Origin of the sequence: Sphingomonas sp. SUN039 (assembly GCF_024758725.1) — a bacterium.
In the GTDB taxonomy this organism is placed as follows: Bacteria; Pseudomonadota; Alphaproteobacteria; order Sphingomonadales; family Sphingomonadaceae; genus Sphingomonas_O.
In genome coordinates, this window is the sequence record NZ_CP096972.1 from 2,753,645 (window position 1) to 2,779,266 (window position 25,622).

General features: G+C 64.2%; 29 protein-coding genes. 11 read left to right on the top strand and 18 right to left on the bottom strand.

Going from position 1 to position 25,622, the window contains the following annotated elements:
• Entirely contained in the window at positions 1 to 996 is a 996-nt protein-coding gene (gene coxB, locus M0209_RS13465) for a cytochrome c oxidase subunit II (protein ID WP_258888782.1), read from the bottom strand.
• 192 nt (positions 997 to 1,188) lie between these two features.
• On the opposite strand from coxB, the gene pyrE reads away from it, so the two are divergent.
• From pyrE to lepB, 4 genes are all read left to right on the top strand, one after another.
• Positions 1,189 to 1,764 (top strand): orotate phosphoribosyltransferase, encoded by a 576-nt coding sequence (gene pyrE, locus M0209_RS13470; RefSeq protein ID WP_258888783.1) that lies wholly within the window; start codon positions 1,189 to 1,191, stop codon positions 1,762 to 1,764.
• Positions 1,761 to 2,477, top strand: a complete 717-nt coding sequence (locus tag M0209_RS13475; protein ID WP_258888784.1) for a pyridoxine 5'-phosphate synthase — start codon at positions 1,761 to 1,763, stop codon at positions 2,475 to 2,477. Before pyrE ends, M0209_RS13475 begins: the two co-directional genes overlap by 4 nt.
• A 166-nt stretch (positions 2,478 to 2,643) precedes the next feature.
• Complete coding sequence (gene acpS, locus M0209_RS13480) at positions 2,644 to 3,069, top strand: holo-ACP synthase (RefSeq protein WP_258888785.1); 426 nt, start codon at positions 2,644 to 2,646, stop codon at positions 3,067 to 3,069.
• Positions 3,070 to 3,131: 62 nt separating this feature from the next.
• Positions 3,132 to 4,007: a signal peptidase I gene (gene lepB, locus M0209_RS13485; protein ID WP_258889640.1), complete on the top strand. Its 876-nt coding sequence runs from the start codon at positions 3,132 to 3,134 to the stop codon at positions 4,005 to 4,007.
• Positions 4,008 to 4,013: 6 nt separating this feature from the next.
• Here lepB and M0209_RS13490 read toward each other — a convergent pair whose 3' ends face one another.
• From M0209_RS13490 to M0209_RS13510, 5 genes are all read right to left on the bottom strand, one after another.
• A complete protein-coding gene (locus M0209_RS13490; RefSeq protein ID WP_258888786.1) occupies positions 4,014 to 5,069 on the bottom strand; it encodes an AI-2E family transporter in 1,056 nt (351 codons plus the stop codon).
• Between the two features lie 326 nt (positions 5,070 to 5,395).
• Positions 5,396 to 6,775 carry an ammonium transporter gene (locus M0209_RS13495; protein WP_258889641.1) on the bottom strand — a complete coding sequence of 460 codons (1,380 nt, stop codon included), beginning with the start codon at positions 6,773 to 6,775 and terminating at the stop codon, positions 5,396 to 5,398.
• Positions 6,776 to 6,834: 59 nt separating this feature from the next.
• Positions 6,835 to 7,173 (bottom strand): P-II family nitrogen regulator, encoded by a 339-nt coding sequence (locus M0209_RS13500; RefSeq protein ID WP_258888787.1) that lies wholly within the window; start codon positions 7,171 to 7,173, stop codon positions 6,835 to 6,837.
• Positions 7,174 to 7,311: 138 nt separating this feature from the next.
• Entirely contained in the window at positions 7,312 to 7,536 is a 225-nt protein-coding gene (locus M0209_RS13505; RefSeq protein WP_258888788.1) for a DUF2007 domain-containing protein, read from the bottom strand.
• A complete protein-coding gene (locus tag M0209_RS13510) occupies positions 7,515 to 8,081 on the bottom strand; it encodes a pyridoxamine 5'-phosphate oxidase family protein (protein ID WP_258888789.1) in 567 nt (188 codons plus the stop codon). The genes M0209_RS13505 and M0209_RS13510 overlap by 22 nt, the downstream gene beginning before the upstream one ends.
• A 49-nt stretch (positions 8,082 to 8,130) precedes the next feature.
• On the opposite strand from M0209_RS13510, the gene M0209_RS13515 reads away from it, so the two are divergent.
• Positions 8,131 to 8,370, top strand: coding sequence for a type II toxin-antitoxin system CcdA family antitoxin (locus M0209_RS13515; RefSeq protein WP_258888790.1), 240 nt, complete (start codon positions 8,131 to 8,133; stop codon positions 8,368 to 8,370).
• Positions 8,371 to 8,670 carry a CcdB family protein gene (locus M0209_RS13520; RefSeq protein WP_258888791.1) on the top strand — a complete coding sequence of 100 codons (300 nt, stop codon included), beginning with the start codon at positions 8,371 to 8,373 and terminating at the stop codon, positions 8,668 to 8,670. It begins immediately after the preceding gene.
• Positions 8,671 to 8,674: 4 nt separating this feature from the next.
• Here M0209_RS13520 and tldD read toward each other — a convergent pair whose 3' ends face one another.
• The 6 genes from tldD to M0209_RS13550 form a co-directional block, all read right to left on the bottom strand.
• The gene (gene tldD / locus M0209_RS13525; RefSeq protein WP_258888792.1) at positions 8,675 to 10,096 is read right to left on the bottom strand and encodes a metalloprotease TldD; all 1,422 of its coding nucleotides are present in this window, start codon (positions 10,094 to 10,096) and stop codon (positions 8,675 to 8,677) included.
• Between the two features lie 27 nt (positions 10,097 to 10,123).
• The gene (locus M0209_RS13530; RefSeq protein WP_258889642.1) at positions 10,124 to 10,609 is read right to left on the bottom strand and encodes a DUF4402 domain-containing protein; all 486 of its coding nucleotides are present in this window, start codon (positions 10,607 to 10,609) and stop codon (positions 10,124 to 10,126) included.
• Positions 10,610 to 10,702: 93 nt separating this feature from the next.
• The gene (locus M0209_RS13535) at positions 10,703 to 10,909 is read right to left on the bottom strand and encodes a zinc-finger domain-containing protein (protein WP_258888793.1); all 207 of its coding nucleotides are present in this window, start codon (positions 10,907 to 10,909) and stop codon (positions 10,703 to 10,705) included.
• A 65-nt stretch (positions 10,910 to 10,974) separates the two neighbouring features.
• A complete protein-coding gene (locus M0209_RS13540; protein WP_258888794.1) occupies positions 10,975 to 11,460 on the bottom strand; it encodes a DUF4402 domain-containing protein in 486 nt (161 codons plus the stop codon).
• 131 nt (positions 11,461 to 11,591) lie between these two features.
• Positions 11,592 to 12,110, bottom strand: a complete 519-nt coding sequence (locus M0209_RS13545) for a DUF4402 domain-containing protein (protein WP_258888795.1) — start codon at positions 12,108 to 12,110, stop codon at positions 11,592 to 11,594.
• Positions 12,111 to 12,191: 81 nt separating this feature from the next.
• Positions 12,192 to 12,680: a DUF4402 domain-containing protein gene (locus M0209_RS13550; protein WP_258888796.1), complete on the bottom strand. Its 489-nt coding sequence runs from the start codon at positions 12,678 to 12,680 to the stop codon at positions 12,192 to 12,194.
• A gap of 159 nt (positions 12,681 to 12,839) precedes the next feature.
• Here M0209_RS13550 and M0209_RS13555 point away from each other — a divergent pair, with 159 nt between their 5' ends.
• The 3 genes from M0209_RS13555 to M0209_RS13565 all read left to right on the top strand — a co-directional run bounded on the left by M0209_RS13555 (position 12,840) and on the right by M0209_RS13565 (position 18,133).
• Positions 12,840 to 13,766, top strand: a complete 927-nt coding sequence (locus tag M0209_RS13555) for an ABC transporter ATP-binding protein (protein WP_258888797.1) — start codon at positions 12,840 to 12,842, stop codon at positions 13,764 to 13,766.
• On the top strand, positions 13,759 to 15,339 hold the full coding sequence (nadB, locus tag M0209_RS13560) for an L-aspartate oxidase (RefSeq protein ID WP_258888798.1): 1,581 nt from the start codon (positions 13,759 to 13,761) through the stop codon (positions 15,337 to 15,339). Before M0209_RS13555 ends, nadB begins: the two co-directional genes overlap by 8 nt.
• 187 nt (positions 15,340 to 15,526) lie before the next feature.
• A complete protein-coding gene (locus M0209_RS13565; protein ID WP_258888799.1) occupies positions 15,527 to 18,133 on the top strand; it encodes a TonB-dependent receptor domain-containing protein in 2,607 nt (868 codons plus the stop codon).
• 68 nt (positions 18,134 to 18,201) lie between these two features.
• On the opposite strand, the gene M0209_RS13570 is transcribed toward M0209_RS13565, so the two are convergent.
• A complete protein-coding gene (locus M0209_RS13570; protein WP_258888800.1) occupies positions 18,202 to 18,810 on the bottom strand; it encodes an HD domain-containing protein in 609 nt (202 codons plus the stop codon).
• A 68-nt stretch (positions 18,811 to 18,878) separates the two neighbouring features.
• Here M0209_RS13570 and M0209_RS13575 point away from each other — a divergent pair, with 68 nt between their 5' ends.
• On the top strand, positions 18,879 to 19,976 hold the full coding sequence (locus tag M0209_RS13575; protein ID WP_258888801.1) for a sensor histidine kinase: 1,098 nt from the start codon (positions 18,879 to 18,881) through the stop codon (positions 19,974 to 19,976).
• Positions 19,973 to 20,788 (top strand): LytTR family DNA-binding domain-containing protein, encoded by an 816-nt coding sequence (locus M0209_RS13580; protein WP_258888802.1) that lies wholly within the window; start codon positions 19,973 to 19,975, stop codon positions 20,786 to 20,788. Before M0209_RS13575 ends, M0209_RS13580 begins: the two co-directional genes overlap by 4 nt.
• Here the strand turns inward: M0209_RS13580 and M0209_RS13585 are convergent.
• The 5 genes from M0209_RS13585 to M0209_RS13605 all read right to left on the bottom strand — a co-directional run bounded on the left by M0209_RS13585 (position 20,747) and on the right by M0209_RS13605 (position 25,618).
• On the bottom strand, positions 20,747 to 21,568 hold the full coding sequence (locus M0209_RS13585) for a sterol desaturase family protein (protein WP_258888803.1): 822 nt from the start codon (positions 21,566 to 21,568) through the stop codon (positions 20,747 to 20,749). The genes M0209_RS13580 and M0209_RS13585 overlap by 42 nt on opposite strands.
• Before the next feature lie 93 nt (positions 21,569 to 21,661).
• A complete protein-coding gene (locus M0209_RS13590; protein WP_258888804.1) occupies positions 21,662 to 22,708 on the bottom strand; it encodes an AraC family transcriptional regulator in 1,047 nt (348 codons plus the stop codon).
• 10 nt (positions 22,709 to 22,718) lie between these two features.
• Complete coding sequence (msrB, locus tag M0209_RS13595) at positions 22,719 to 23,210, bottom strand: peptide-methionine (R)-S-oxide reductase MsrB (protein WP_258888805.1); 492 nt, start codon at positions 23,208 to 23,210, stop codon at positions 22,719 to 22,721.
• A 206-nt stretch (positions 23,211 to 23,416) separates the two neighbouring features.
• Positions 23,417 to 24,688, bottom strand: coding sequence for a cytochrome P450 (locus tag M0209_RS13600; RefSeq protein WP_258888806.1), 1,272 nt, complete (start codon positions 24,686 to 24,688; stop codon positions 23,417 to 23,419).
• A 60-nt stretch (positions 24,689 to 24,748) separates the two neighbouring features.
• Positions 24,749 to 25,618 (bottom strand): 3-hydroxyacyl-CoA dehydrogenase NAD-binding domain-containing protein, encoded by an 870-nt coding sequence (locus tag M0209_RS13605; protein ID WP_258888807.1) that lies wholly within the window; start codon positions 25,616 to 25,618, stop codon positions 24,749 to 24,751.
• Positions 25,619 to 25,622 lie beyond the last annotated feature (4 nt).

Below are 25,622 nucleotides of genomic sequence, written 5' to 3' on the forward strand. Positions count from 1 at the left end.
TCAACCCTTGGTCGCGGCGACGGGCGCCGGGGTGATGGGAGCAGGGGCGGCGGGTGCGGGCGCTTGCGGCGTTGCCGTGCCGACCGGTTCGGTCGCCGCGGGCTTGCTGCCCGGCATCTTGCCGCCCTTCGACGCGATCCACTGTGCGAATTGCGCTGCAGGCACCGCTTCGACGGCAATCGGCATGAAGCCATGGCGCGCACCGCAGAGTTCGCTGCACTGGCCGTAGTAAACGCCGGGCTTTTCGATGGTGAAGCTGGTTTCGTTGATGCGGCCGGGAACGGCGTCCATCTTGGTCCACAGCGCGGGCACGGCAAAGGCATGGATGACATCGTTCGACGTCGTCAGCACGCGCACGGGTACGCCGACCGGCACGACGATGCGGTTGTCGACACCCAGCAGGCGGGGTTCGCCCTTTGCCTTGGCCTGTTCGTCGGTCAGCATGTTCGACACGATCTCGAAATCGCCGTGATCGGGATAGGTGTACGACCAGAACCACTGGTTACCCGTCGCCTTGATCGTCACCGCATCCTTGCCGACCGGCTTGTACTGCGCGGCAAGCAGGCCGATCGACGGGATCGAGATGCCGACCAGAATGAGCACCGGCACCAGAGTCCAGATCACTTCGATCAGGGTGTTGTGCGACGTCGTCGACGGCACCGGATTGGCGGCGCGACGATAGCGGAACGCGACCCAGAACAGCAGGCCGAGCACGAAAATCGAGATCGCGGTGATGATCGGCATCAACAGCCAGTTGTGCATCCACAGCGCGAATTCGCCGTTCTTGGTGACCTGCGGCTGGAGCGCATAGCCATTGGGGATGGGCTGGCCGATATCGGCGACCGGTTTGAGTTCCGCCGGTGCAGCGATGGCGGGCGTAGCCGCAACAGTCGCATTGGTTGCCGTTGCCGTAGCGGCGACAGGCGTTCCTTGGGCGATCACGGGGGCAGAAAACGCCAGCCCGAGAGCGATCAGCACAGGTGTCAGCAGTCTCACGAAATCAATCCCTTTAGGCGCGTGGTCCGGCGCGGGGATACGCGCGGGGGACCGTCACAGTCGCGGCCTATACGCGCGGGTGCCGCCAGTCTCAAGCGGTTAGGGCCGTGTTTTTGCTGCATCTGCACAGCGTGGTTGTCACTGTCCGATGCCGCGCTTACGGAAACCGTCGAAAGCGCAAGGGAGCGACAGGTGACCGACGACGAGGTGCTGGCGGAATTCAGGGCGGCGGACGCGCTGCTCGAGGGGCATTTCATCCTGTCGTCGGGGCTGCGCTCGCCCCGTTACCTGCAATGCGCGCGCGTGCTGGCCGATCCGAAACGGGGCGCGCGGCTGGCCGAGGCGCTGGCAGCCCGCCTGCCCGGCGATCTGGCCATCGACATCGTCGTGTCGCCCGCGATGGGCGGGGTGATCGCAGGGCACGAGATGGGCCGCGCGCTGGGCGTCGAAGCAGTATTCCTTGAGCGGCCCGAGGGCGTGTTCGAGCTGCGGCGGGGCTTCCGCCTGTCGCCCGGTCAGCGCGTGCTGATGATGGAAGATGTCGTCACCACCGGGCTGAGTTCGCGCGAGGCGATTGCCGCCATCCATCGCGCGGGCGGTGTCGTGGTCGCTGCCGCTGCACTGGTCGACCGGTCCGACGGAGCCGCGGACCTCGGGGTGCCCTTCTATCCGCTTATCCGCCTGTCGGTCCCGACCTATGCTGCCGATGCGCTGCCGCCCGAGCTCGCGGCCATTCCTGCCGCCAAGCCCGGGAGCCGCGCGGCATGACGTTGAGGTTAGGCGTCAACATCGATCATGTCGCGACCATCCGCAATGCGCGCGGGGGTGAGCATCCCGACCCAATGCGCGCGGTGCGGATCGTCGAGGAAGCAGGCGGTGACGGGATCACCGTGCACCTGCGCGAAGATCGGCGGCACATCCGCGATGCCGATCTCGACATGCTGATGGCTGAAACTGCGCTGCCGGTGAATCTCGAAATGGCGGCGACCGAGGAAATGGTTGCCATCGCGCTGCGCCACCGGCCTCATGCGGCGTGTATCGTCCCCGAACGGCGCGAGGAACGCACGACCGAAGGCGGACTCGACGCGGCGGGGCAGCACAACCACCTTGCGCCGCTGGTCGCGCAATTGCTCGATGCGGGCATCCGCGTAAGCCTGTTTATCGAACCCGATGCCCGCCAGATCGACGCCGCACTCCGCCTGCGCGCACCGGTGGTCGAGCTGCATACCGGGAAATACGCGCATGGCGATGCGGACGGCGCGGAGCTGCGCCGCCTTGCCGACGCCGCCGCGCTGTGCGTCAAGAACGGTATCGAGCCGCATGCGGGGCACGGGCTTACTTTCGACAATGTCGTGCCGGTTGCTGCGATCCCGCAGCTCGCCGAACTGAATATTGGGCATTATCTGGTGGGTGAGGCGATCTTCATCGGGCTGGAGGAAAGCGTGCGACGCATGAAGGCGCTGATGGAGTCGGCGCGGTGAGAAAAGAAGGTTTGCCACGCGAAGACGCGAAGGCGCGAAGGCGTCGGCACGTCACTTGGCGCGAAGCGCACCCCAATCGCATCGTTTTTTCTGATTTGTGGTTCGGCTGTTTCGCGCCGCAATCTCTTCGCGCCTTCGCGCCTTCGCGTGGAAACAACTTCTTCCTATGATCGTCGGCCTCGGTTCCGATCTCTGCAACATCGAGCGCATCCAGAATTCGCTCGACCGGTTCGGGGAGCGGTTCGAGAACCGCGTGTTCACCCCGCTCGAACGCGCCAAGGCGCAGCGGCGTCCGTTCACCAAGGCAGGCACCTACGCCAAGCGCTTCGCCGCCAAAGAGGCCTTCTCCAAAGCTGTCGGCACCGGGTTCAAACGCGGCGTGTTCATGAAGGACATCGGCGTCATCAACGCCCCCTCGGGCGCACCGACGCTCGCGCTCGAAGGCGGGGCGAAGGTCGCGCTCGACGCGCTGATTCCGGACGGGTATGAGGCGCGGGTTCATCTGACGCTCACCGACGACCATCCATGGGCGCAGGCGTTCGTCATTATCGAGGCCGTGAAGGCCGAAGACCTGCCGAAAGTAGCCGTGTGACCACTGAAGCCACCTCCGACACCGTCCTTCCCGCCGAAGCCGCGCCCGCAACGGTGAAGGAAATGCCCAAGACCGACTGGAAGGCGGAAGCGAAAAGCATCGGCCTGTTGCTGCTCGCGGTGCTCGGTTTCCACAGCTTCATTGCCAAGCCGTTCTACATTCCGTCCGAATCGATGATGCCGGGGCTGCTGGTCGGCGACCAGCTCGTCGTCAGCAAATTCGCCTATGGCTATTCTTACGTCTCGCCGACGATCCCCAATCCGGTGAACATTTTCCGCAGTCTGGTCCTGCGCCAGACCGTCGACAGCTGGGCGTTCCAGCTGCCCGCGATGAAGGGGCGGTTGTTCGGCAGCCTGCCCGAACGCGGCGATGTCGTCATCGCCTCGCCGCCGGGCAAGTCGCAGGACTATATCAAGCGCGCCATCGGCTTGCCGGGCGACCGGATCGAAGTGCGCGGCGGCATCGTCATCCTGAACGGCGTGCCGGTGAAGCGCGGCCCGGTAACCTTGCGCCCCATCCCGGTCGATGCCGACGAACCGTGCACCGACCCGAAATACGCCGATTACCGCACCGCTGCCGCCGACGGGTCGGTGACCTGTGCGCTGCCGGTGGTGCGCGAAACCCTGCCCAACGGGCGCAGCTACGATACGATCGACCTGGGCTACGACCCGACGGTCGACGATTATCCCGCGACGACAATCCCGGCAGGCCATGTCTTCCTGATGGGCGACAATCGCGACAATTCGGCCGACAGCCGCGTGGCTGAGGCGCAGGGCGGACTCGGTGGGCCGTTACCGTGGGAGAACCTCGGCGGCCGCGCCGAGTTCATCAGTTTCTCGCTCGACGGATCGCAGCACTGGTACAACCCGTTCAGCTGGTTCGGCGCGCTGCGCGGCGGGCGGGCAGGGACGAGCCTGCACCCGAGCACCAAGGGGTAATCCCTTCTAGGACGCGCCCTTGAGTTCCTCGCGCTCGTCGGGTTCGAGGTCGCTGGGGTTCACATAGACTGCCTTGACGATGACCATCGCGACCACCGTGATCGGCGTGGCGAGGATGACGCCTACGGGTCCGAGCAGGACACCGAGCGCCACCAGGCTGAAGATCGTCAGCGCGGGCGGCAGTTCTACCATGCGGCTTTGCAACAGCGGCATCACGACATTGCCCTGGATCTGCTGCACCGCCACCAGCACGACGATGGTCCAGATACCCATGGTCGTGCTCTGGCCGAACGCGAGGATAACCGAGGGCAGGACGACGACGATGGTGCCAAGATAGGGCACGAATTCGCAGAGGCCCGCGACCAGCCCGATCGCGGGCGCGGCGGGGACGCCGACGAGCCACAGGCCGAGCGTCGTCGCCACCCCGACGAAGACCATGCCGATCCCTTGGCCCAGCAGCCAGGCATTGAGCGAATGGGCGACCGCGATAAAGGTCCGCGTCACCTTGCCGCGCGCCGATTCGGGGGTCAGCATGATGACGCCCTTGCCATAGAGACGCGGCTGGGCAGCGAGATAGATGCCGCCGACGATGACGATGGCCAGCGCCGAGACGATAGTGCCAAGGCTGGTCAGCAGGCCGGTCGCGAAGCCGACAATGCTCTGGCCGCTGGGGACGAGATCGCCCGCGCGGCGAAAGAACTCGGCCCCGATCGGCGTCTCGGCAAAGCGCGCACGGAACACTTCCCAGGCGGCGGGCAGCCGCAGGGCAAGTTCGGCGAATTCGCCCGACAGCGAATTGCCGAAGAACCAGAACGCGCCGGCCAAGGTCGCAAGGATGCCCACGACCGACAAGGCGAGCGCAATGCCGAAATTGAGACCGGTGCGCTGGACCATCCACCGCGCGAGATTGAAGAAAATGAGTCCGATCAGCGCGCAGGCGAACACCAGCAACAACAGGTCGGCCAGTTTCCACATCGCATAGGCCGCCGCCGCCGTCGCCAGAATGATGACGGTCGTGCGGAACACCCGCCGGTCGATCAGCGCGTCCTGGTCGAGTTGCACCTTTTGCCCCTTCATCGTTCGGCACAACTCTTAGCGGGGCAATTGGTGGCGGCGAACGGAAATATTTTCTGAGGTGAGGGCGTGCTGGACAGGCGGACTTGGGCAAAGCCCAAGCCGTCGGTCGGCTGATGCCGCCGGCCGTGCTTGGCCGTAGTCGGCTCAGGCGGCACGTTGCTTCGCAACGCTTGCGCTGATCCGTCCCGACCTACGCACAAAAAACGACCCGAAAGATTGCTCTTCCGGGCCGAGTGGTTCGCAGGAGGAACCTGGTTTGGGGTAGGCGACGGCTAAGGGGAGAGGACCCGCCGCCACCGACCCCAAGCTGCTTAATAGTTGTAAGCGCGCTCCCCGTGTTCGGAGAGGTCGAGTCCTTCGCGCTCAGCATCGTCGCTGGGACGCAGGCCGATGGTGAATTTGAGCGCGTAGAACAGGATCGCGGAGACGCCACCCGACCACACCAAAGTGACCAGCACCGCCTTGATCTGGGTCAGCAGCTGCGCGCCCATGTCATAGGCGCCGACGCCCGCCGGGAAGACGGTATAGTCGAAGAAGCCCTGCCCGCCGAGCGCCGGATCGGCGACAACGGCGGTGGCCAACGCCCCAACGATCCCGCCGACGCAGTGGACGCCGAACACGTCGAGCGTGTCGTCGTACTTCAGCTTGTTCTTCACCGTCGCGACGAAGAAGTAGCAGATCGGCGAGACGATGAAGCCGAGCGCGATCGACATCATCGGTGCGGCGAACCCGCTGGCCGGCGTAATCGCTACCAGGCCCGCAACCGCGCCGGTTGCTGCACCTAGCATCGACGGCTTGCCGTGATGGAGCTGCTCGATGAGTGCCCAGCTGACGGCGGCGGCACAGGTTGCGACCATCGTGTTGATGAACGCCACCCCGGTGACGCCGTTCGCTTCGAGGTTCGACCCCGCGTTGAACCCGAACCAGCCGACCCACAGCAGGCTGGCACCGATCATGGTCATCACCAACGAATGCGGCGGCGTCGCTTCCTTGCCGAAGCCGAGGCGCGGGCCGATGACGAGGCAGCCGACGAGGCCCGCGATGCCCGCATTGATGTGGACGACGGTCCCGCCCGCGAAGTCGAGCGCGCCCATACCCCAGAGATAGCCGTAATCGGTCGGCGCGTCGGGCAGGAAGTCCGGGCCTGCCCAGTACCAGACCATGTGGGCGATCGGGAAATAGACGATCGTCAGCCACGCGACGACGAAGATCATCAAAGCGGAGAACTTCACCCGTTCGGCAAATGCCCCGACGATCAGAGCCGGCGTAATCATCGCAAAGGTCATCTGGAAGACGACAAAGGCGAACTCGGGCAGGTAGACGTTGTTGCTGAACGTAGCGGCGTAGGTGCCGCCGTTGACGCCCATTAGGAACGCCTTGGAGAATCCGCCGACGAACGCGGGCGCAACGCTGCCCGCGCTGGTGAACGCCATGGTATAGCCCCAGCAGCACCAGACGAGTCCGGCGACGCTGACGATCATGAAGACCTGCATCAGCACGCTGAGCATGTTCTTGGTGCGGACGAGGCCGCCGTAGAACAGTGCGAGGCCCGGGATGCTCATCATCAGGACGAGCACCGACGAGGTGAGCATCCAGCTCGTATCGCCCTTGTTCACCATCGTCGCCTGGGCGGCGACATCGGGTGCCTTGACGAGGTCGGCGAGGACGGGCGTGGTGGCGACGAGCACCATCAGCGCCGCGCTACCGCCCTTGATCAGTGTCGAGAGTTTCATTGTTCCCCCTTCTCTCTTTAGAGCGCGTTCGCATCGGTCTCGCCGGTGCGGATCCGCACGGCTTCGCCGATGTCGAGCACGAAAATCTTGCCGTCGCCGATGGCGCCGGTGTTGGCAGCGGCCTGGATCGCCTCGACGACGCGTGGGCTCAGGTCGGTGCCGCAGGCAACCTCGACCTTCAGCTTGGGCACCATATTGGTCGAATATTCTGCGCCGCGGTAAATCTCGGTCTGGCCCTTTTGCCGACCGAAGCCCTTGACCTCGGTGACGGTCATGCCCGTCACGCCCAGCTCGGTCAGGGCTTCGCGCACCTCGTCGAGCTTGAACGGTTTGATGATCGCAACGACGAGTTTCATTCGGCCCCCTGCTGGCTTGTCCGTGATGCAGTGCAGCAAGAGGCGTGCCAGTCTCCGGGCGCAGTGCGTCGAGGGCACATGGCTCGGGCGACCCTTAGGCGTCGCTTAACGTTTGTGCAGATGCGAAGGTGGAATTGCCTAACTAATAGGCAGAACTGCCCGGGCGGCAGCCAGATCCTCGTCGAGCACCATGACACGGACCGGCACCAGCCAGCCCGAGGAGTCCGCGATATTCATGCCGTGATCGAACAGCACGGCGTCGATCCCTTCGGCCTCGAGCAGCCCCTTGACCATCGCTGCCTCCATCGCATTGGGGTAGTTCGCCAGTTCGACCAGCGCCACTAGCCCTGTGCCTCGTGCCACGGCATCCTAGTTTGGGCGCGCACCGGCAGGCCGTCGATGGTCTTGCTGCGTTTGGCCTGTGTCCGCAGCCGCTTTTCGGGGTCGTCCGCTCGGTGGTATTTCGACAAGGTCTGGCGTTCGCGGTCGAGCGTCATGAACGGGACGCCCCAGCCGCAGCTGGTCTGGACGCTGTCGACATCGAACTCGAAAATCTGGCGGGTTCCGGGCAACAGCGTGAAATGGGCAGCAAGCGCATCCCAGCCATCGTCTTGCGGCAGGACCGCCCGCCCCCGCGCGTAAATCCGCAGGATCAGCGCGGGCCGGTCGAACGCGCAGAACATGATCGTCGCGCGCCCGTCGGCGGCGAGATGCGCGTGGGTTTCGTTCCCCGATCCGCCGACGTCGAGATAGCCGACCCGTTTCGGCCCCAACACGCGAAACGAATCCATCCCCTTGGGACTAAGATTGATCCGCGCGCCATCGGCAGCGGTTGCGACGAAGAACACCGGCTGTTTCGCAATGAACGCCGCATGGTCGTCGGTGACGTGATCGGTGAAATCGGACATCGCTATGCACTCAGTTGACGCGCGTTTTCTATGCACATACAAAAAGCGCATGGCAAGCAAAGTGAACCCCAACCGTCGACCGACCAATGTCACTCTGGACGCGCGCGCTGTGGACGATGCGCGCGCCTTGGGCATTAATGTGTCCAAAGCGTGTGAGCTCGGTTTGGTCAGCGAGATAAAAAGGGCGCGAGAAGCGCGCTGGCGTGCTGAAAATCGCGCGGCCATCGATTCGCACAACGCATTTGTCGAAAAGCATGGCATTCCGCTTTCGCGCTTTCGTCAATTTTGAATGGCACGGTACGACGTCTTCCGTGATCCGGACGGGACTGGATTTGTTGTCGATGTTCAATCGGACATTTTCGACGACTATCGAACGCGCGTGGTCATTCCCCTTCTGCCGCCGGAGATTGCGCCTTTGGCAGTCCCCCGACTGAACCCCCGCTTCGACATCGAAGGTCAGTCATTCACATTGCACCCCCACTTTGTTGCAAGTGTTCCGAGCAGCGCATTGGGGCGTCCGATCACATCGTTGGCGAGCGAGGATTATGCAATCGCCGGGGCGCTCGACCTGATGCTCAAGGGCTTCTGACCGGCTACGCCGCCGTCCCGCCCACCGTCAGCCCGTCGATCAACAGTGTAGGCTGGCCTACGCCCGCAGGGACGCTCTGCCCGCCCTTGCCGCACACCCCGACGCCTTCGTCGAGCGCGAAGTCGTTGCCGATGCCGCTGACTTTGGTCAGCACGCTGGGGCCGTCGCCGATGAGTGTCGCGCCCTTAATCGGCGCGCCAATGCCACCGTTTTCGATCAGATACGCCTCGGTGCAGCTGAACACGAACTTGCCGCTGACGATATCGACCTGGCCGCCGCCGAAGCTCTTGGCGAAGATGCCTTTCTTGACGCGCGAGAGCAGCTCGGCGGGGTCGTCGGTGCCGTTCTTCATAAAGGTGTTGGTCATGCGCGGCATCGGGGCGTGGGCGTAGCTTTCACGGCGGCCATTGCCGGTGGCCGCGACGCCCATCAGCCGCGCGTTGAGCCGGTCCTGCATATAGCCGCGCAGGATGCCGTCCTCGATCAGCACGGTCTCGCCGGTCGATGTGCCCTCGTCATCGATGCTGAGCGAGCCGCGCCGGTCGGGAATCGAGCCATCGTCGACGACGGTGACTCCGGGGGCGGCGACGCGCTCGCCGATGCGGCCCGAAAACGCCGATGTGCCCTTGCGGTTGAAATCGCCCTCCAGCCCGTGGCCGATCGCTTCGTGGAGCAGGATGCCGGGCCAGCCGGGGCCGAGCAGCACCGTTGTCTCGCCCGCAGGGGCGGCAACTGAATCGAGGTTGACCAGTGCCTGTTTCAGCGCCTCGTCGATGGCGCGGTTCCACACGGCTTCGTCGAACAGCCGGTCGTAGAGGTAGCGGCCGCCCATGCCGAAACTGCCCGATTCGCGGCGCTCGCCCCGCTGCGCGACGATGCTGACGTTCAGGCGGACGAGCGGGCGGATGTCGGTGGCGGTATAGCCGTCGGCGCGGACGATTTCGACCACGTTCCAGGTGCCCGACAGGCCGACCGAAACCTGCACCACGCGCGGGTCGCGGGCGCGCGCGGCGGCGTCGATCCGCTGGCACAGCGCGACCTTGTCGGCGAAGGGGACGAGTCCCAGCGGTTCGGCATCGGTGTAGAGGTGGCGGTTGCTCTTGCGCGGGGGCTGGGCGTGGCCGCTGGCCGAGGGGTCGAGCAGCTTGAGCGTGGCGGCGGCGCGCGCGATGCCGGCGGGCGAGACATCGTCCGAATGGGCAAAGCCCGTCGCCTCGCCCGAGACGCCGCGCAGCCCGAAGCCGCGCGCGGAGCCGTAATCGGCGATTTTCAGCCGTCCGTCGTCGAAGCCGAACGACTCACTGGTGCGATATTGCAGATAAAGCTCGCCATCGTCGCAGGCGGACAGCGCGTCGCGGGTCAGGCGCTGCGCTTCGGCTGGGTCGAGGGTGTCGGCGTAGAGCAAGGCGCGGGGATCGGTGTTCATGCCGCCCGAGATAGGTCGCGTGAACCGCTATTGATAGTCCATCGTGAGGGTAAAGGTGCCGGTGTACAGGCCGTCGGCCTGACTACCTGCCACGGTCAGCCGTCCCCCGACCGCATAGTTGATAACGCCGAGCGGGCCAAGGTTGGCATTGGGACCGACGGGCTGCGGTCCGCCACCGTTCACGCTGACCCGAATCTGGTTGATCGACATGTTGTTCGCGCCGTTCACAACGACGATCGGCGTGGGGTTGAGTGCGATGGTCACAACCTGGTTGGGCGTGCCGGTCGCGATGAAGCGCGCGTTGGACACGGTGCCGCCAGCAAGCACCACCCCGGTGCCGCTGCGCGTGCCGGTCTGCGCGTCGACTGTCACAGTGCCGCCGCCCGACGGAACGATACCACCGAAATCGAGCGGTGCGGTATTGAGCATGGCGACCGGCCCGAGTACGCTCGTTTTCGCGGTCCCCGCGCCGCTTCCGGCAAGCGCGGGCATGGCCCAGCCGACCGAAAGCATGACGACCACGACGCACAGTCGCCTAAAGAATCGATGTTGCCCCACGGTGCCGTAGCTAGCGGCCAGCGGTGACGAAGCAGTTGGCGGCGCTGGTTAAGCGCGCGTTGAGGATTCAGCCGTGTCGGTCGGCCCGCCGATCAGAACGAAGCGCCGATCGCAATAGCCGCAGTCGACGAAGCCCGTCTCGTCGATCTCCAGCCAGACGCGCGGATGGCCGAGTGCGGCGGGGATGCCGTCGCCCGATCCGTCGCAGGTGGTCCGACGGGTAGCGACACGAAACGTTTCAGGCGGCGCGATCATGCCGTCGCCGTTAGCCGAGCGCGGCGCAAAATCAATCAGGGTCGGAAATTTTAGGGCCGAGAAAATCAGGGATAATCGACGGTCAGGTTAAAACTGCCCGAATATAGCCCGTCGCGCTGGTTGGCGGCGACATTCAACCGACCGCCGACGCGCACATCGAGGATGCCGCTTGCCGGAATGCGCCGGGTGCGCCCGCCGTTGAGCGTCATATTGCTGACCGTCATCGTCTCGGTCCCGCTAACCCGCGTCAGCACCGGCGCGGTGCCGATGGTGATGAACGCGTTGACCGCCGGCGTCCCCGTCGCGGTGAAGCGCGCCGCCCCCGGGGCGCCGCCGCCGACAAGGCTGAGGCCACCGGTTCGCGTCCGGGCGTCCGTGCGCGGGTTGATCGTCACCGTTCCCGCCGTCACGCCAGTAATCAGCGTCCCGAAATCGAGCGCCCGCGAGTTGGCGAGCACAATCGGTCGCAGCGTTCGTGCGCGGCCGTTCGCGGCGCGCGTCGCCGCATCCGCCCGATCGGCAACGCCGGTCAGCAGGATTGCGCCCGTCACCAGTGCACCCAAGGAGAGAATTTTTTGCCCCACACCATCGCTCTAGCCGCGCGGCTGTGTAGGTCGGGTTGGCAGTACTGGTTAACGTGACGGATACGAATCGATAATTGGAAGGCCGCGACTCTGCTCGCCTAGAAATAGGTGACGGTGATGTCGAAATTGCCCGAGTAAGTGCCGTCCATCTGATTCGCGGCAACCGCAAGCGTGCCGCCGACGCGCAGGTCGAGCAGCCCCGCCGCGCCTATGATCCTCAATACCGGGCCGTTGAGCGTGAGCTGCGTCACGTTCATCGTCGCCCCGCCGCCTGCGCGGTTGAGCACGGGCAACGGCCCGCGCGTCACTTGCAAGGTCTGGTTGCCGGTGGCGTAAGTATAGAATTGCGCGGCGAGCGGCGTTCCACCCGCAGCCAGTACCCCGCCGGTCGTGCTGCGCGCATCGGTGGTCGGGTCGATCACGACGGTCCCGGCCGTGGTTCCCGACGCAAGCCGCCCGAAATCGAGGTCGCGCAGTTTGACGATCGACAACGGTCGCAAGGTAATTGCCTTGCCGTTTGCCGCCTGTGTCGCCGCTTGCAAGCTGCTGCCCGAGCAGATCGCCAGCGCGCACGCCGCCGCGATCCGGCCCAGCCGATATGTTGCGATTGTCCCCACGGGTCACTTATTGCACCGACGGGAGATAAATCGGCGTCAACGCGCAGAGTTAATGTGTCGGTAACGCTGTGAGGGGGTCCGCTACTGATAATCTGCGTTGATCTGGAAGGTGCCGCTGTAGCTGCCGTCTGCCTGGCTCGCCGCCACCGACAGCGCGCCGCCTATATCGACGTCGAAGGTTCCCGATACCGGCGTGGTCACCGGATTGACCGCGCCGTTCATAGTAATCAGCGTTACCGGCATCGTCGCGCCGCCGCCCGCGCGGGTGAGCACCGGCAGGGCATTGCGGGTGATGAGCACGAGCGTCGAAGGTGTCGCAACCACGCGAAAACGCGCGGTTTGCGGCGATCCGCCCGCGAGCACGGGACCGCCTGTCACAGACCGCGCACCGGTGTCAGGGTCGACCGTGACCGTACCTGCCGCTGCGGTCGCGACGATCCGCCCGAAATCCAGATCGCGCAGCCAGGTGATCGTTACCGGCTTGCGAAGCGTCGTACGGATCGTCGAGGCCTGCGTCGCGGCATTGGCCGCACTCGCTACCCCCAGTGGGAACGTTAACGCCAGCGCCAACAACGCTCGTCGTGCGTCTGTCATTCTTATGGTCATATCGTCCCCGTCACAGTCTGTTGGCTGTGGCTTTAGTGCATCAGGGTTAACGACGCCTTCACTACGACATGCCGCATCCGCAATGGCTTGTGTGCGCCCCGGACCGCGTTATGCGCTGAAGCCATGAGTATCGCCGCTATCGAGATCGCCGACCTGCAAAAAACCTATGCCGGGGGCAAGCGCGCGCTGGACGGCGTCAGTTTCGATGTGCCGCGCGGGTCGATCTTCGGTCTGCTCGGCCCCAATGGCGCGGGCAAATCGACGCTGATCAACATCCTGTCTGGGATGGTGATGAAGACGGGTGGTAGCGCGCGGGTCTGGGGTTTCGATATCGATGAACATCCGCGTAACGCCAAGGCGTCGATCGGGATCGTGCCGCAGGAAATCCTGTTCGATCCGTTCTTCACGCCGTTCGAGGCGCTGGAGATTCAGGCCGGGCTGTACGGCGTGCCCAAAAGCCGCCGCAGGTCGATGGAGCTGCTGCGCGCGGTCCACCTCGAAGACAAGGCGCACGCCTATGCCCGCACCTTGTCGGGCGGGATGAAGCGGCGCTTGCTCGTCGCCAAGGCAATGGTCCACACGCCGCCGGTGCTGGTGCTCGACGAACCCACGGCAGGCGTCGATATCGAACTGCGCCAGCAGCTGTGGGACTATGTCCGCGACCTCAACCGGCAGGGCGTGACGGTGGTGCTCACAACCCACTACCTCGAAGAAGCCGAGGCGCTGTGTGACCGCATTGCGATCATCAACCACGGCCAGTTGATCGCGAACAAGCCGACCCGCGAACTGGTCGGCATGGCGCAGGAGAAAGTGGTCGAGATCACCGTGGACCGCGACCTGACCGAAGCGCCTGCTTCGGCGTTCTTCCAGCAAGTAGAGCTCAAGGGCGAGCGCATCCTGACGATCACCTATTCGAAGGCGCAGGCCAATGCGGGCGATGTCATCGCAGCGGTGAACGATGCCGGTTTGGGCATCGTCGATGTCTCGACCCGCGAGGCCGATCTGGAAAATGTCTTCCTCGCCCTGACCCGGGCCGAAGCGATTGGCTAACCCCTATGACGCCCTCGTCATCGGTTCCGGCGCTGCCGGGCTGACGGCGGCGCTGACGCTGGCAGGCGCGGGCAAGCGCGTCGCGGTGATTGCCAAGGGCGGGCTGTCCGAAGGGTCCACGGCATGGGCGCAGGGCGGGATCGCGGCGGTGCTCGAACCCGGCGACACATTCGACAGCCATGTCGAGGACACGATGATCGCGGGCGCGGGCCTCAACAACCGCGCGACCGTCGAGTTCGTCGTCGAGAACGCGCCCGCCGCCATCGAACGGCTGGCGCAACTGGGGGTCCCCTTCAATCCCGGAGAATCGGATCGCTGGCACCTGACCCGCGAAGGGGGCCACAGCCATCGCCGCATCGTCCATGTCGACGACGCGACGGGCTGGGCGGTGCAGCAGGCGCTGGAAAAGGCGGCCGGTGCCAATCCGGACATCGTGCTGTTGCCCGACATGGTTGCCATCGACCTGATCACCCAGAAGCATGTCGAGGGCGGCAGCGAGGCGCCGCGCGTCTGGGGCGTCTATGCGTTCAATCGCGCGACCGGCCATGTCGAAACCATCACGGCGCCCGCCACGGTGCTCGCCACCGGCGGCGCAGGTCGGTGCTATCTGTTTTCGACCGCCCCGCGCGGCGCAACCGGCGACGGCATCGCGATGGCGTGGCGCGCAGGCGCGCGGGTGTCGAACATGGAATTCATGCAGTTCCACCCGACCTGCCTCTACAATCTGGAGGTCAAGAATTTCCTGATTACCGAAGCGGTGCGCGGCGAGGGCGGGCATTTGAAGCTGCCGACCGATGGCAGCCGCTTCATGCCGCGTTTCGACCCGCGCGAGGAACTCGCCCCGCGCGACATCGTGGCGCGTGCCATCGACCACGAGATCAAACGGCTCGGCCTCGATTATGTCCACCTCGACATCAGCCACCGCGATCCCGATTTCGTGCGCGGGCATTTCCCCAATATCTACGACAAGCTCATGGGCTTGGGGATCGACATCACGCGCGACCCGATCCCGGTCGTCCCGGCCCAGCATTATACCTGCGGCGGCGTGCTGATCGACCTCGACGGGCGGACCGACCTGCCCGGCCTTTATGCCGCAGGCGAAGTCAGCCAGTCGGGGCTGCACGGCGCGAATCGGCTGGCATCGAATTCGCTGCTTGAATGCTTCGTGTTCGGCGAGTCGGCGGCGCAGCACATCTTGTCCCATCCCGGTGTCGCACCTCCGCACGTCCGGGCGTGGGACGAAAGCCGCGTCACCGATTCGGACGAGGAAGTCGTCGTCCAGCACAACTGGCGCGAAATCCGGCGGTTCATGTGGGATTATGTCGGAATCGTCCGAACGACCAAGCGACTCGAGCGCGCCGCCCACCGGATTGCGCTGCTCAGGCAAGAGGTTGCTGATTATTACGGCAATTTCCGCGTCACCCCCGATCTGATCGAACTCCGCAACCTGGTCGAGGTCGCCGATCTGATCGTGCGGTCGGCGCTGGGGCGGCATGAAAGCCGGGGGCTGCATTATACGGCCGATTATCCCGACCTGCTTCCCTCAGCGATCGATACAATCCTTATCCCCTGAACGATCCACAGACAGCTATCCGGAGGGGGCAAAGCGTTGCTTTTTTGCAACGCACAATGAAGGATTCATCGTTCCTCAACCATGGGTGTTGCCGCTGTCACGCGAGCGCAACATAAGCACATCAGGGGCGCCTCAACGGCGCATGGTCGCCGTATTCGGTCCATCGGGATCCGCTAGGGGTAAGCATATGAAGCATCAGCTGTATTTCGGCGTGGCATTTGCTGCGCTGTCGTTTTCGGGCTCGGCGTTCGCCCAGTCGACCGGCACGATCGATGCCGAAGAGGAAATCGTCGTCACCGGTTCGCAGACGCGCACCGCGATCAACGGTATCGAAGTCCCCGATACGCCCAAGGCACGCACCGTGCTGAACAACGACGTGCTGCGGACCGCAGCCCCCGGACAGACCTTGCTGCAGGCGATCAACGTGGTCCCCAGCGTCAACTTTACCAACAACGACCCGTTCGGTTCGTCGGGCGGCAACGTCCGCATCCGCGGTTTCGACGGCAACCGTATCTCGTTCACCTGGGACGGCCTGCCGCTGAACGACTCGGGTAACTATGCGATCTTCTCGAACCAGGCGGGCGATCCCGAAATCGTCGATTCGGTCAACGTCAATCAGGGCACGACCGACGTCGATTCGCCGACGGCGGCCTCGTCGGGCGGCACGATCAACTATCGTTCGATCATCCCCAGCGAAGAACCCGGTGCGATGATCGTCGGGGCCTATGGCATGTCGTACAAAGGCCGCACCTATAACCGCATCTTCGGCAAGCTGGAAACCGGTGACCTGTTTGGCACCGGCATCCGCGCGTTCATCACGGCCGCGGGCGCGCGCAACGACAAGTTCCGCGGCACCGGCGAAATCGCCAAGGAACAGTACAACATCCGCCTGTACAAGGAACTGGGGTCGAACGGCGACTTCATCTCGATTGCGGGCCATTACAACCAGAACCGCAACGCCTCGTTCCGCGCGATCACCCTGTCGCAGGCCGATTACGACTTTCGGACCAACGGTCGACTCACCTTCGACAACAACGCGGCGTGCGCGCGGGCAGTATTCGTCGGCGGCACCGCGCAGAGCGACGCGACGGTTTCGCAGCCGTCGACGCTGATCCCCACCGGCATCTCGACCACAACGCAGACCGCTGCAGGCACCGCGACCGGCTTCGATACCGGCTGCGGCAATTACTATGGCACCCGCGTCAACCCGTCGAACACCGGCAACATCCGTTTCAATTCGAAGTTCTCGCTGACCGACGCGCTGACCTTCACGGTCGATGCCGGTTACCAGTACGTCCTCGCCAACGGCGGCGGCTACACGACGATGTCGGAGACCGATCCGCGCGCCCGTGGCTACAACCCCGGCGTAACCACCGGCGGCGTCGACTATAGCGGCGACGGCGATACGCTCGACACCGTATCTTTCTACGCGCCGAACAACACCAACACGAACCGCTACACGCTGTTGTCGTCGCTACGCTGGGATTTCATGGAAGACCAGTATGTCCGTATCGCCTATGCGTATGACAATGCGCGCCACCGCCAGACGGCGGAATGGGGTCGTCACGACGCTGCGGGCAACCCGATCTATTCGTTCGGCGGCCGTCAGCCCAACCTGCAGGTCAACGACAACAACAGTTATTTCCTGCGCGGCCGCGACCGGTTCTCGATCGCGCTGCTCAACCAGATTTCGGGCGAGTATCGCGGCAAGTTCTTCGACAACAAACTCGAGGTTATGCTGGGTGTGCGCGCGCCGTTCTTCCACCGCGAGCTGAACCAGTTCTGCTACACCCAGCTTACGACCGGCAACCCGATCTGTACCAGCCGCACGCTCGGTACGACCGCGCTGGCGATACCGACCGGCGGCAATGCGCTGAATTTCCTGTATGTGGTGCCCGGCACGACAAGCACGCTCGCCGCACCGGCGAATGCGGTCTACGCGCCGTTCCGTCAGACCTATAACTACAACAAGATCCTGCCCAACGTCGGCATCACTGTCCGTCCGATGGACCGGGTCAGCATCTATGCGAGCTTCGCACAGGGGCTGTCGGCGCCGCGTACCGACAATCTTTATCGCGGCGTGACTGTGACGGTGCAGCCGGAGACGACCGATAACTTCGATATCGGTATCCGTTATACCTCGGGTCCGATCCGGGCATCGCTCGGCGGCTTCCTGAACAAGTTCAAGAACCGGATCGTCACCGCATTCGATCCCGACACCGGCATTTCGGTCGACCGCAACGTCGGTCGCGTCGAGATCAAGGGCGTGGAAGCGAGCCTTAGCGTGAACCCGTTCCCGTGGTTCAGCTTCAACGGCTTCGCCTCGTACATCGACGCACGTTACAAGGACAATGTGCTGGCGAGCGTCGGGGGCGTCACTTACACGGTTCCGCTGGCCGACAAGAAGCTGGTCGAAACACCGCAGTGGCAATACGGCTATCGCGCGTCGTTCAACTACGGACCGGCAACGTTGGGCATGAACTTCAAGCAGGTGACGAGCCGCTATGCGACCGACCTCAATGACCAGTTCGTGCCGGGCTACAACACGTTCGACCTCGATGCGCGGATCAGCCTGAAGCAATGGGGCCTCGCCAAGACGTTCGTGCAGGTCAATGTGACCAACCTGTTCGACTCGCAGTATCTCGGCTCGATCAACAGCCAGACCTCGCTGCCGACGAACATTGCAGGGCTCATCCCGGGCATTGCGACGACGACGAACATCGGTGGTTCGAACCCGACCTATCAGCCGGGTTCGCCGCGCGCGTTCAGCGTTTCGGTGCAGGTCGGCTTCTAAGACCCGCCCCTACCGGCGAAAGACAGCCGCCGCTCCTCACGCGAGGGGCGGCGGTTTGCTTTTTGGACTCAATCCGCCAGCCGCGCCAGCATCCCCTGCAACGGGCGCGCCATCACCCGGCGGACCATCGGCTCGAAGAACTCGAGCGGTTCGTGCGCGTAATCGGGGTCGAACGCGGCCTGGTCGTATTTGGCGCAGAACTCTTCGCACGCCGCGAAATGTTCGTGACCCCGAAACGCTTCGCGCGCGTTGCGATCCATGCCGATATAGTGGAAATAGTAATAACCTTGGAACGCGCCATGGTTTGCGCAAATCCAGTGTTCCTCCGGCGTCACGAACGGCTTCACGATCGCGGCGGCGACATCGGGATGGTTGTAGCTGCCCAATGTATCGCCGATGTCGTGAAGCAGCGCCATGACGACATAGGTTTCGCCGCGTCCATCGCGGTGCGCGCGGGTCGCGGTCTGCAAACTGTGCGTCAGCCGGTCGACGGGGAATCCGCCATAGTCGCCGTCGAGCAATTTCAGATGATCGAGCACGCGCGTCGCGACATCGGCGGCAAACGGCACAAAATGCCCGGCAATCGCCGTCCAGTCCTCCTGCGTGCCTTCGGTCATCGCGCGGAATTTGGCGCGCGGTTCGGCCGAATGATCGGCATGGGTTTCGATGTCGGCCATCGCTCTCGCTCCTTCTCGCTTTGCCGCATCCTACCAACGCGGGCGATAATCGACTAGGGCTGCCGTCGATGGCGACTGTCTCCACCTCTCCGGCCGCGTTTTTCGACGACAAGAACCGCGCCTTCTGGATGCTGCAGGGTGCGGGCTGGACCGGCTATCTGGCGCTCCGCATTGCCAGCGGTATTGCCAACGGGGTCGGCCTGCCTGTCGTCATCCAGGTGCTGGTGTCGGCCGCCACCGGCTATTCGATGACCTTGGTCATGGCGGCGGTTTATCGCTGGCTGATCCGCAAGTCGCCGCTGGTGATCTGGACGGGGTCGCTGGCGACGGTGGCCGTGGCGGTCGGAGCCTATTCGGTCATCGACGCCTGGGTCTACACGATGGTCAGCGAGGGACGCAACGTCGTCCAGATCGACTTGTTCCTCGGCTCCGCCACGCTCAACACCCTACTGCTGGGTGCGTGGTCGGCGCTGTATTACGGCATCAATTTCTTTCTGATCGCCGAGCGACAGACGCTGCAATTGCTGAAGCTGGAGGCAACCGCCTCGTCGGCTCAGCTCGCTATGCTGCGCTACCAGCTCAACCCGCATTTCCTGTTCAACACGCTCAATTCGATCTCGACCCTGGTGCTGCTCAAGCAGAACGACCGGGCTAATGCGATGCTCGGGCGGCTGTCGTCGTTCCTGCGTTATACGCTCGTCAACGAGCCCGAGGCGCAGGTGACGCTCGAACAGGAGTTCGAGACGCTGAAGCTCTATCTCGACATCGAAAAAATGCGCTTCGAGGAGCGGTTGCAGGCGCGGTTCGACCTCGATCCGCGCGCGGCCAAGGCGCGGCTGCCGTCGCTGCTGCTCCAGCCGCTCGTCGAAAACGCGATCAAATATGCGGTCACGCCGCAGGAAGAGGGTGCCGAAATCGCCATTGCCGCGCGGCTCACCGGTCAACGGGTGCAGATCACCGTGTCCGATACGGGTCCGGGGTTGAACGATGCGACCGTCCGCCCCAGCTATTCGACCGGCGTCGGCCTCGCGAATATCCGCGACCGGCTGATGCAGGCTTACGGGCCCGACCACCGCTTCGACAGCGGCAATTCCCCCGGCGGGGGATTTGTCGTCACCGTCGAAATCCCGATGGTCGTCGAGGCGCAACGACTAGAGGCCGCATGACCATAAGAACGATCCTCGTCGACGACGAAAAACTGGCCATCCAGGGCATGGAACTGCGGCTGGCCGCTCATGACGATGTCGAAATCGTCGACACCTGTTCGAACGGGCGCGAGGCGATCCGGTCGATCAAGACCAACAAGCCCGATCTCGTTTTCCTCGATATCCAGATGCCCGGCTTCGACGGATTTTCGGTGGTCCAGGGGCTGATGGAAGTCGAGCCGCCGCTGTTCGTCTTCGTCACGGCCTATGCCGACCACGCGATCCGCGCGTTCGAGGCGCAGGCCGCCGATTATCTGATGAAGCCGGTCGAGGAAGCGCGACTGGGCGACACGCTCGACCGCGTCCGCCAGCGCCTCGCCGAAAAGCGCGGGGTGGAAGAAGCCGGTCGCCTGATGGAAGTGCTGACCGAACACGCGCCCGAGGCGGCGGAGGAACTGGGCGCGGAGCTGGGCAGCGACGGCGGCGACGCCCCTGCGGCAAACCGGTTCGAAAAGCTGATCAACATCAAGGACCGCGGCCAGATTTTCCGCGTGGACGTCGACAATATTGAACGGATCGACGCCGCGGGCGATTACATGTGCATCTACACCGCCGAAAACACGCTGATCCTGCGCGAGACGATGAAGGATCTCGAACGCCGCCTCGACCCGCGCCGGTTCCAGCGGGTCCACCGGTCGACCATCGTCAACCTCGATCTGGTCAAGCAGGTCAAGCCGCACACCAACGGCGAATGCTTTCTGGTGCTCGAATCGGGTGCCTCGGTGAAGGTGTCACGCAGCTACCGCGACGTCGTCGCCAGATTTGTGCATTGATCCGCGCGATGTGATCTCGCGGAAGATTTCGCGGTAGCGCGGGTGCTCGGTGCCGCAGACGCGGTCCCACCAGGTGAAGTACAGGCCGTAGTTCGACCCGAACCCGCCCGAATGGTGCAGGTCGTGGTGGGTGGCGGTGGTGAACAGCCCCCAGAACCAGTGATCGGCAAAACCCCGGTGGTGCAGTTCGGTGCCGCTATGGCCCCAGACGTTGCGCGCGATCATGATGCCGAGAAACGCGAAGAACGCGCCGTTGGGCGTCGGGATCGTCAATTGCCAGATGACCGGCATCCCTGCCTGCACCACCGCCTCGCGCCAGTCGAAGGCGTAAGCCGCAAACGGCGTCGGCGTGACCGTCTTGTGATGGGTGCGATGCCATTTCCGGAACAAGCGCGGCGTGTGGAGCAGGCGATGCGTCCAGTAGAACCAGGCATCGTGCACGACCAGCAGGACAACCACATAGAGCGACATCGCCAGCCAGCCGGTCGGTCCCGTCCATGGGCCAGGGCCGTAACCGTGCGATTTCAGCCACAGCACGGGCGTGAAGACCAGTGCATAGACCAGCACGCTGCGCGCCGAGGTCCAGATCTCGCGGATATAATCGGCGCGGGTCGCTCGCCGCGACTGGATGATCCGGACGCGCAAGCCTGTCCGGTGCACCAGCCACAGGATCGCCGACATGACGAGTGTCGCGATGACATAGCGCCCGCCATCGAACAGGAACACGTCGGGGAAGACGTGACGGGCGGCGTCGTACATCGTGATATTGTCGGGCAGCATGGCGGTCCTCCTGATCCGGCTCGGCTGCTACCGCCCCGCGGCACCGGCGACTACGCGATTGGCGGAATCGACCGGTCGAATCGCGAAATCCGATCAGCGCATGCTCGCCCGCGCACGGTATTCGGTGGGCGTGCAGGCATGGACATCGCGAAACGCGCGGTTGAACGGCGCGAGACTTCCGAACCCGGCATCCATCGCGATGGTCAGGATCGGCACCTCGCGCTGGGTCGGGTCGGCCAGCGCGTCGGCAGCCTCGCCGATCCGGAACCCGTTCAGATACGCATTGAAATTGCGTGCGCCGAGCCCCTGGTTGATGGCGCGGCGCAACCGGTATTCGGGCACGCCCATGCGCGCCGCCACCGCCGTGATGGTCAATCCATCCTGCCGGTACAGCCGTTCGTGGCGCATGTCGGTGTCGAGCCGGGCGAGCAGCGGGGCATCGTCGGTTTCGGGTCGCGGTGCCTCGCCCGACGGCTTGGCCGGAGCCGACAGCAAAGCACGGTCCCGCCAGCCGAGCATCGTTGCGGCAAGGACTGCGGCGAGAAGGAACAGACTGGCGGCATTGACCACACGCCAGCCGACGGGCGGCGGCCAGTTCCGGAGCGGCAGTTCGGCAAAGACGATCCAAAGGATGACCGCGCCGATGGCAAGCGAGAGCGCCAACCGCGCACGACGGCGGCTTTCGACAAGATCGGTCTTCCATCCGCGTAAGGCCGTGACGATGGCGGCGACAACCAGCCCAGTGCTGATCGTGCGCCAGCCGATGGCGACGAACCAGATACGGCTCTGCGTCACGAAATAGAGGTAATTCGCCGTAAAGCCCGCCACGACGACCAGCACCACTGTAGCAATATGCCATTTTCGCAGTCGGAAATCGTCATCGAACCAGCTGAGCGCGAACAACCAGAACAACGCGGGCGTGGCCAGGCTGATCAGATGGAAGGGCAATCGCCACGGGACTGTCGGTCCCGCCGCGTCGATGGCGATCAACACCGTGTAAGCGACGGCGCCGAGACAGGTAATCGCCCCCATCCGTGCCGTCAGCGAGGTCCGCCAGTCGCGCACGAACAGGAACGATAGCAATGCGAACAGCGTAATCGCTCCGCCGCGCAGCGCCGCATCCCAGAAAATCAGCCCCATGGACCCGGTGTTAGGCGCCTCCGGGAGTAAACTTCAAGGCCGTGCCGTTCATGCAATAGCGCTTGCCGGTCGGCTTCGGTCCGTCGTCAAAGACATGGCCAAGGTGCCCGCCGCAGCGGCGACAGACGACTTCGACACGCTCGAACCCCAGGGTCCGGTCGACATTGGTCAGGGTTGCATTGGGCAGATGGTCCCAGAAGCTCGGCCAGCCGGTGCCACTGTCGAATTTGGTCTTCGACGAGAAATTGGGGAGGTTGCAGCCCGCGCACGAGAAGATGCCCGCGCGGTGCTCGTTGAGGAACGGCGACTGGCCGGGCTGGTCGGTCGCTTCCTGGCGCAGCGTCCGGTATTGCGCCGGGGTCAGACGCTTTTTCCATTCGGCATCGGTCAGCGTGATTTCATACGTGCGCGCGGGCGCCTTCGCACAGGCAGCGGTCGCGAAGATGCCGCCGAGGGCGAGCGTGCTGGAGGCGGTCACGAAACTGCGGCGATTGAGGGTCATGGCGTCTTCTCCCTGGGGTTGCGGGATATACGGTTCGGGCAGCTGCATAGTTTCACTTCCTTTTATCCCTCTCCCTTTTGGGAGAGGGCGACACGCGCCCCTCAGGCGCGGCGGGGTGAGGGATAGCAATGCTTCAACTAGCAGCGCACTGCCCTCACCCTCCCGCGCTGGAGCGCGAGGGCCCTCTCCCCAAAGGGAGAGGGAAATTAATAGCGTTCCAGCTTCACCGGCAGCGAGCGATAGCCGTTCACAAAACATGCGGGCACGCGGTCCGGTTCGCCCTGCGGTACCGCGCGCAGGCGGCGCTTCGCCATTTCCTCGAGCAGCACAATCAATTGAAGCTCGGCGACGCGCGCGCCGACGCAGCGGTGGATGCCATAGCCGAACGACAAATGCCGCCGCGCGTTCTCGCGGTCGACGATGATCCGGTCGGCATCCGGAAACACACTCTCGTCGCGGTTGGCCGAGATGTACCACAACACAATGCGGTCGCCCTTTTTGATCTGGTGCCCGTCGATCTCGGTATCCTCGGTCGCCGTGCGGCGCATGTGCGCGAGCGGGGTCTGCCAGCGGATGAGTTCGCTGACGGTGTTGGGTATCAGCGACGGGTCGGCTTCCAGCTTCGCCCGTTCGTCCGGAAAACGTGCAAGGCCGTGGGCATAAGCGGTCATCGAATTGCGCGTCGTATCGTTGCCGCCGACGATCAGCAGGATCAGATTCCCCATGAATTCGCCGTCGTCCATCGCCGCCATCGCGTCCGAATGGAGCATGATCGAGATCAGATCAGGGGTCTGCGGCTGGTTCTTTTTCGATTCCCACAGCGCGTGGAACGCCGTGCCCATTTCGAATGCGGTCGCCAGCCGCTTCTGCCGGTCCTCGAACGTCCCGAATGCCTCGACATCGCCGAGCGCATCCGACCAGCGCGTCAAATTGTGCCGGTTCTCCCAGGGAAAATCGAACAGCCGCGCGAGCATGCCGGTGGTCAGTTCGATCGATACCCGCTCGACCCAGTCGAACGTCTCACCGATGGGCAGTGCATCGAGCACCTCGGACGTCCGCGCCACCGCATCATCGCGCATCCGCACGATTTCGCTGGGCGTAAAGGCGGGCGCAACCGTGCGGCGCTGGGCGTTGTGCTGCGGCGGGTCCATCGCGATGAACATCGGCATCCGCACTTCGCCGTCGAGGATCCGCTCGGGGTCGCCCGCGACCGTGATGCCGCCGACTTCCCAGGAAGATGAAAAGATCTTCGGCAGCGCCTCGACATGGACGATCGGCTTGTAGGTCGAGATCGACCAATACGGCCCGAACCGGCCGTTCTCGCAATAGTAAATGCCGCCCGCGTCGCGCAGCTCGCGGAAAGGTGCGTGCCATGTGTGGCTCGTGTACAAATGCGGTTGAGTCACATCGAGCCGGTCGGCCGCGTCGGGGCCGATCATGAACTGGTCGTCGGGGCGTTCGATTGCTGCGGTCGCCATGGCACCTCTCCCGTGCTGTTTGGTTGCAAGGTGCAACCTAACTGACAGAGATGTCAATAGTTAGCGCGTCGGAACTGGCTCCGGCCCCGCATAGTCATAGAACCCTCGCCCCGACTTCCGCCCGATCCACCCCGCCTCGACATATTTGACGAGCAGCGGTGCAGGACGGAATTTGGGATCGCCGGTCGAGGTGAATAGCACCCGGCAAATTTCGAGGCACGTATCGAGGCCGATGAAATCCGCGAGCGTCAGCGGCCCCATCGGGTGGTTGAGGCCGAGTTTGCACGCCGTGTCGATGTCACGGATCGTCGCCACCCCTTCGCCCAGCGCAAAGCACGCCTCGTTGAGCATCGGCATCAGCACGCGGTTGACGATGAAGCCGGGCGCGTCGTTGGCGTGGACAATCTCTTTACCAAGCGATTTGCCGTAACTCTCGACCGCCGCCACCGTAGCGTCGCTGGTCGCGAGACCCCGAATGACCTCGATCAACCCCATAACCGGCACCGGGTTGAAGAAATGCACCCCGATGAACCGCGCCGGATCGGACGAGGCACTGGCAAGGCGCGTGATCGGGATCGACGAGGTATTGGTTGCCAGAATTGCATCGGCGCGCAGCACTTTAGCGACGTCGGCAAAAATCGCGCGCTTGATCTCCTCGCGCTCGGTCGCCGCCTCGATCACCAGATCGCAATCGCCGAACGCCGCGACATCGCCGACCGGCTCGATCAGCGCCAGGGTCGCGTCGCGCGCCTCGCCCGTGATCTTTTCCTTTTCGACCAGCCGCCCTAGCCCCTTGGCAATGCCCGCCTTGCCCTTTTCCGCCAGCGCCACATCGCGGTCGGAGAGCAACGTGCGATATCCCGCCGCCGCCGAGACCTGCGCGATCCCTGCGCCCATTTGTCCCGCGCCGATCACGCCAATCGTCTTCATCGGT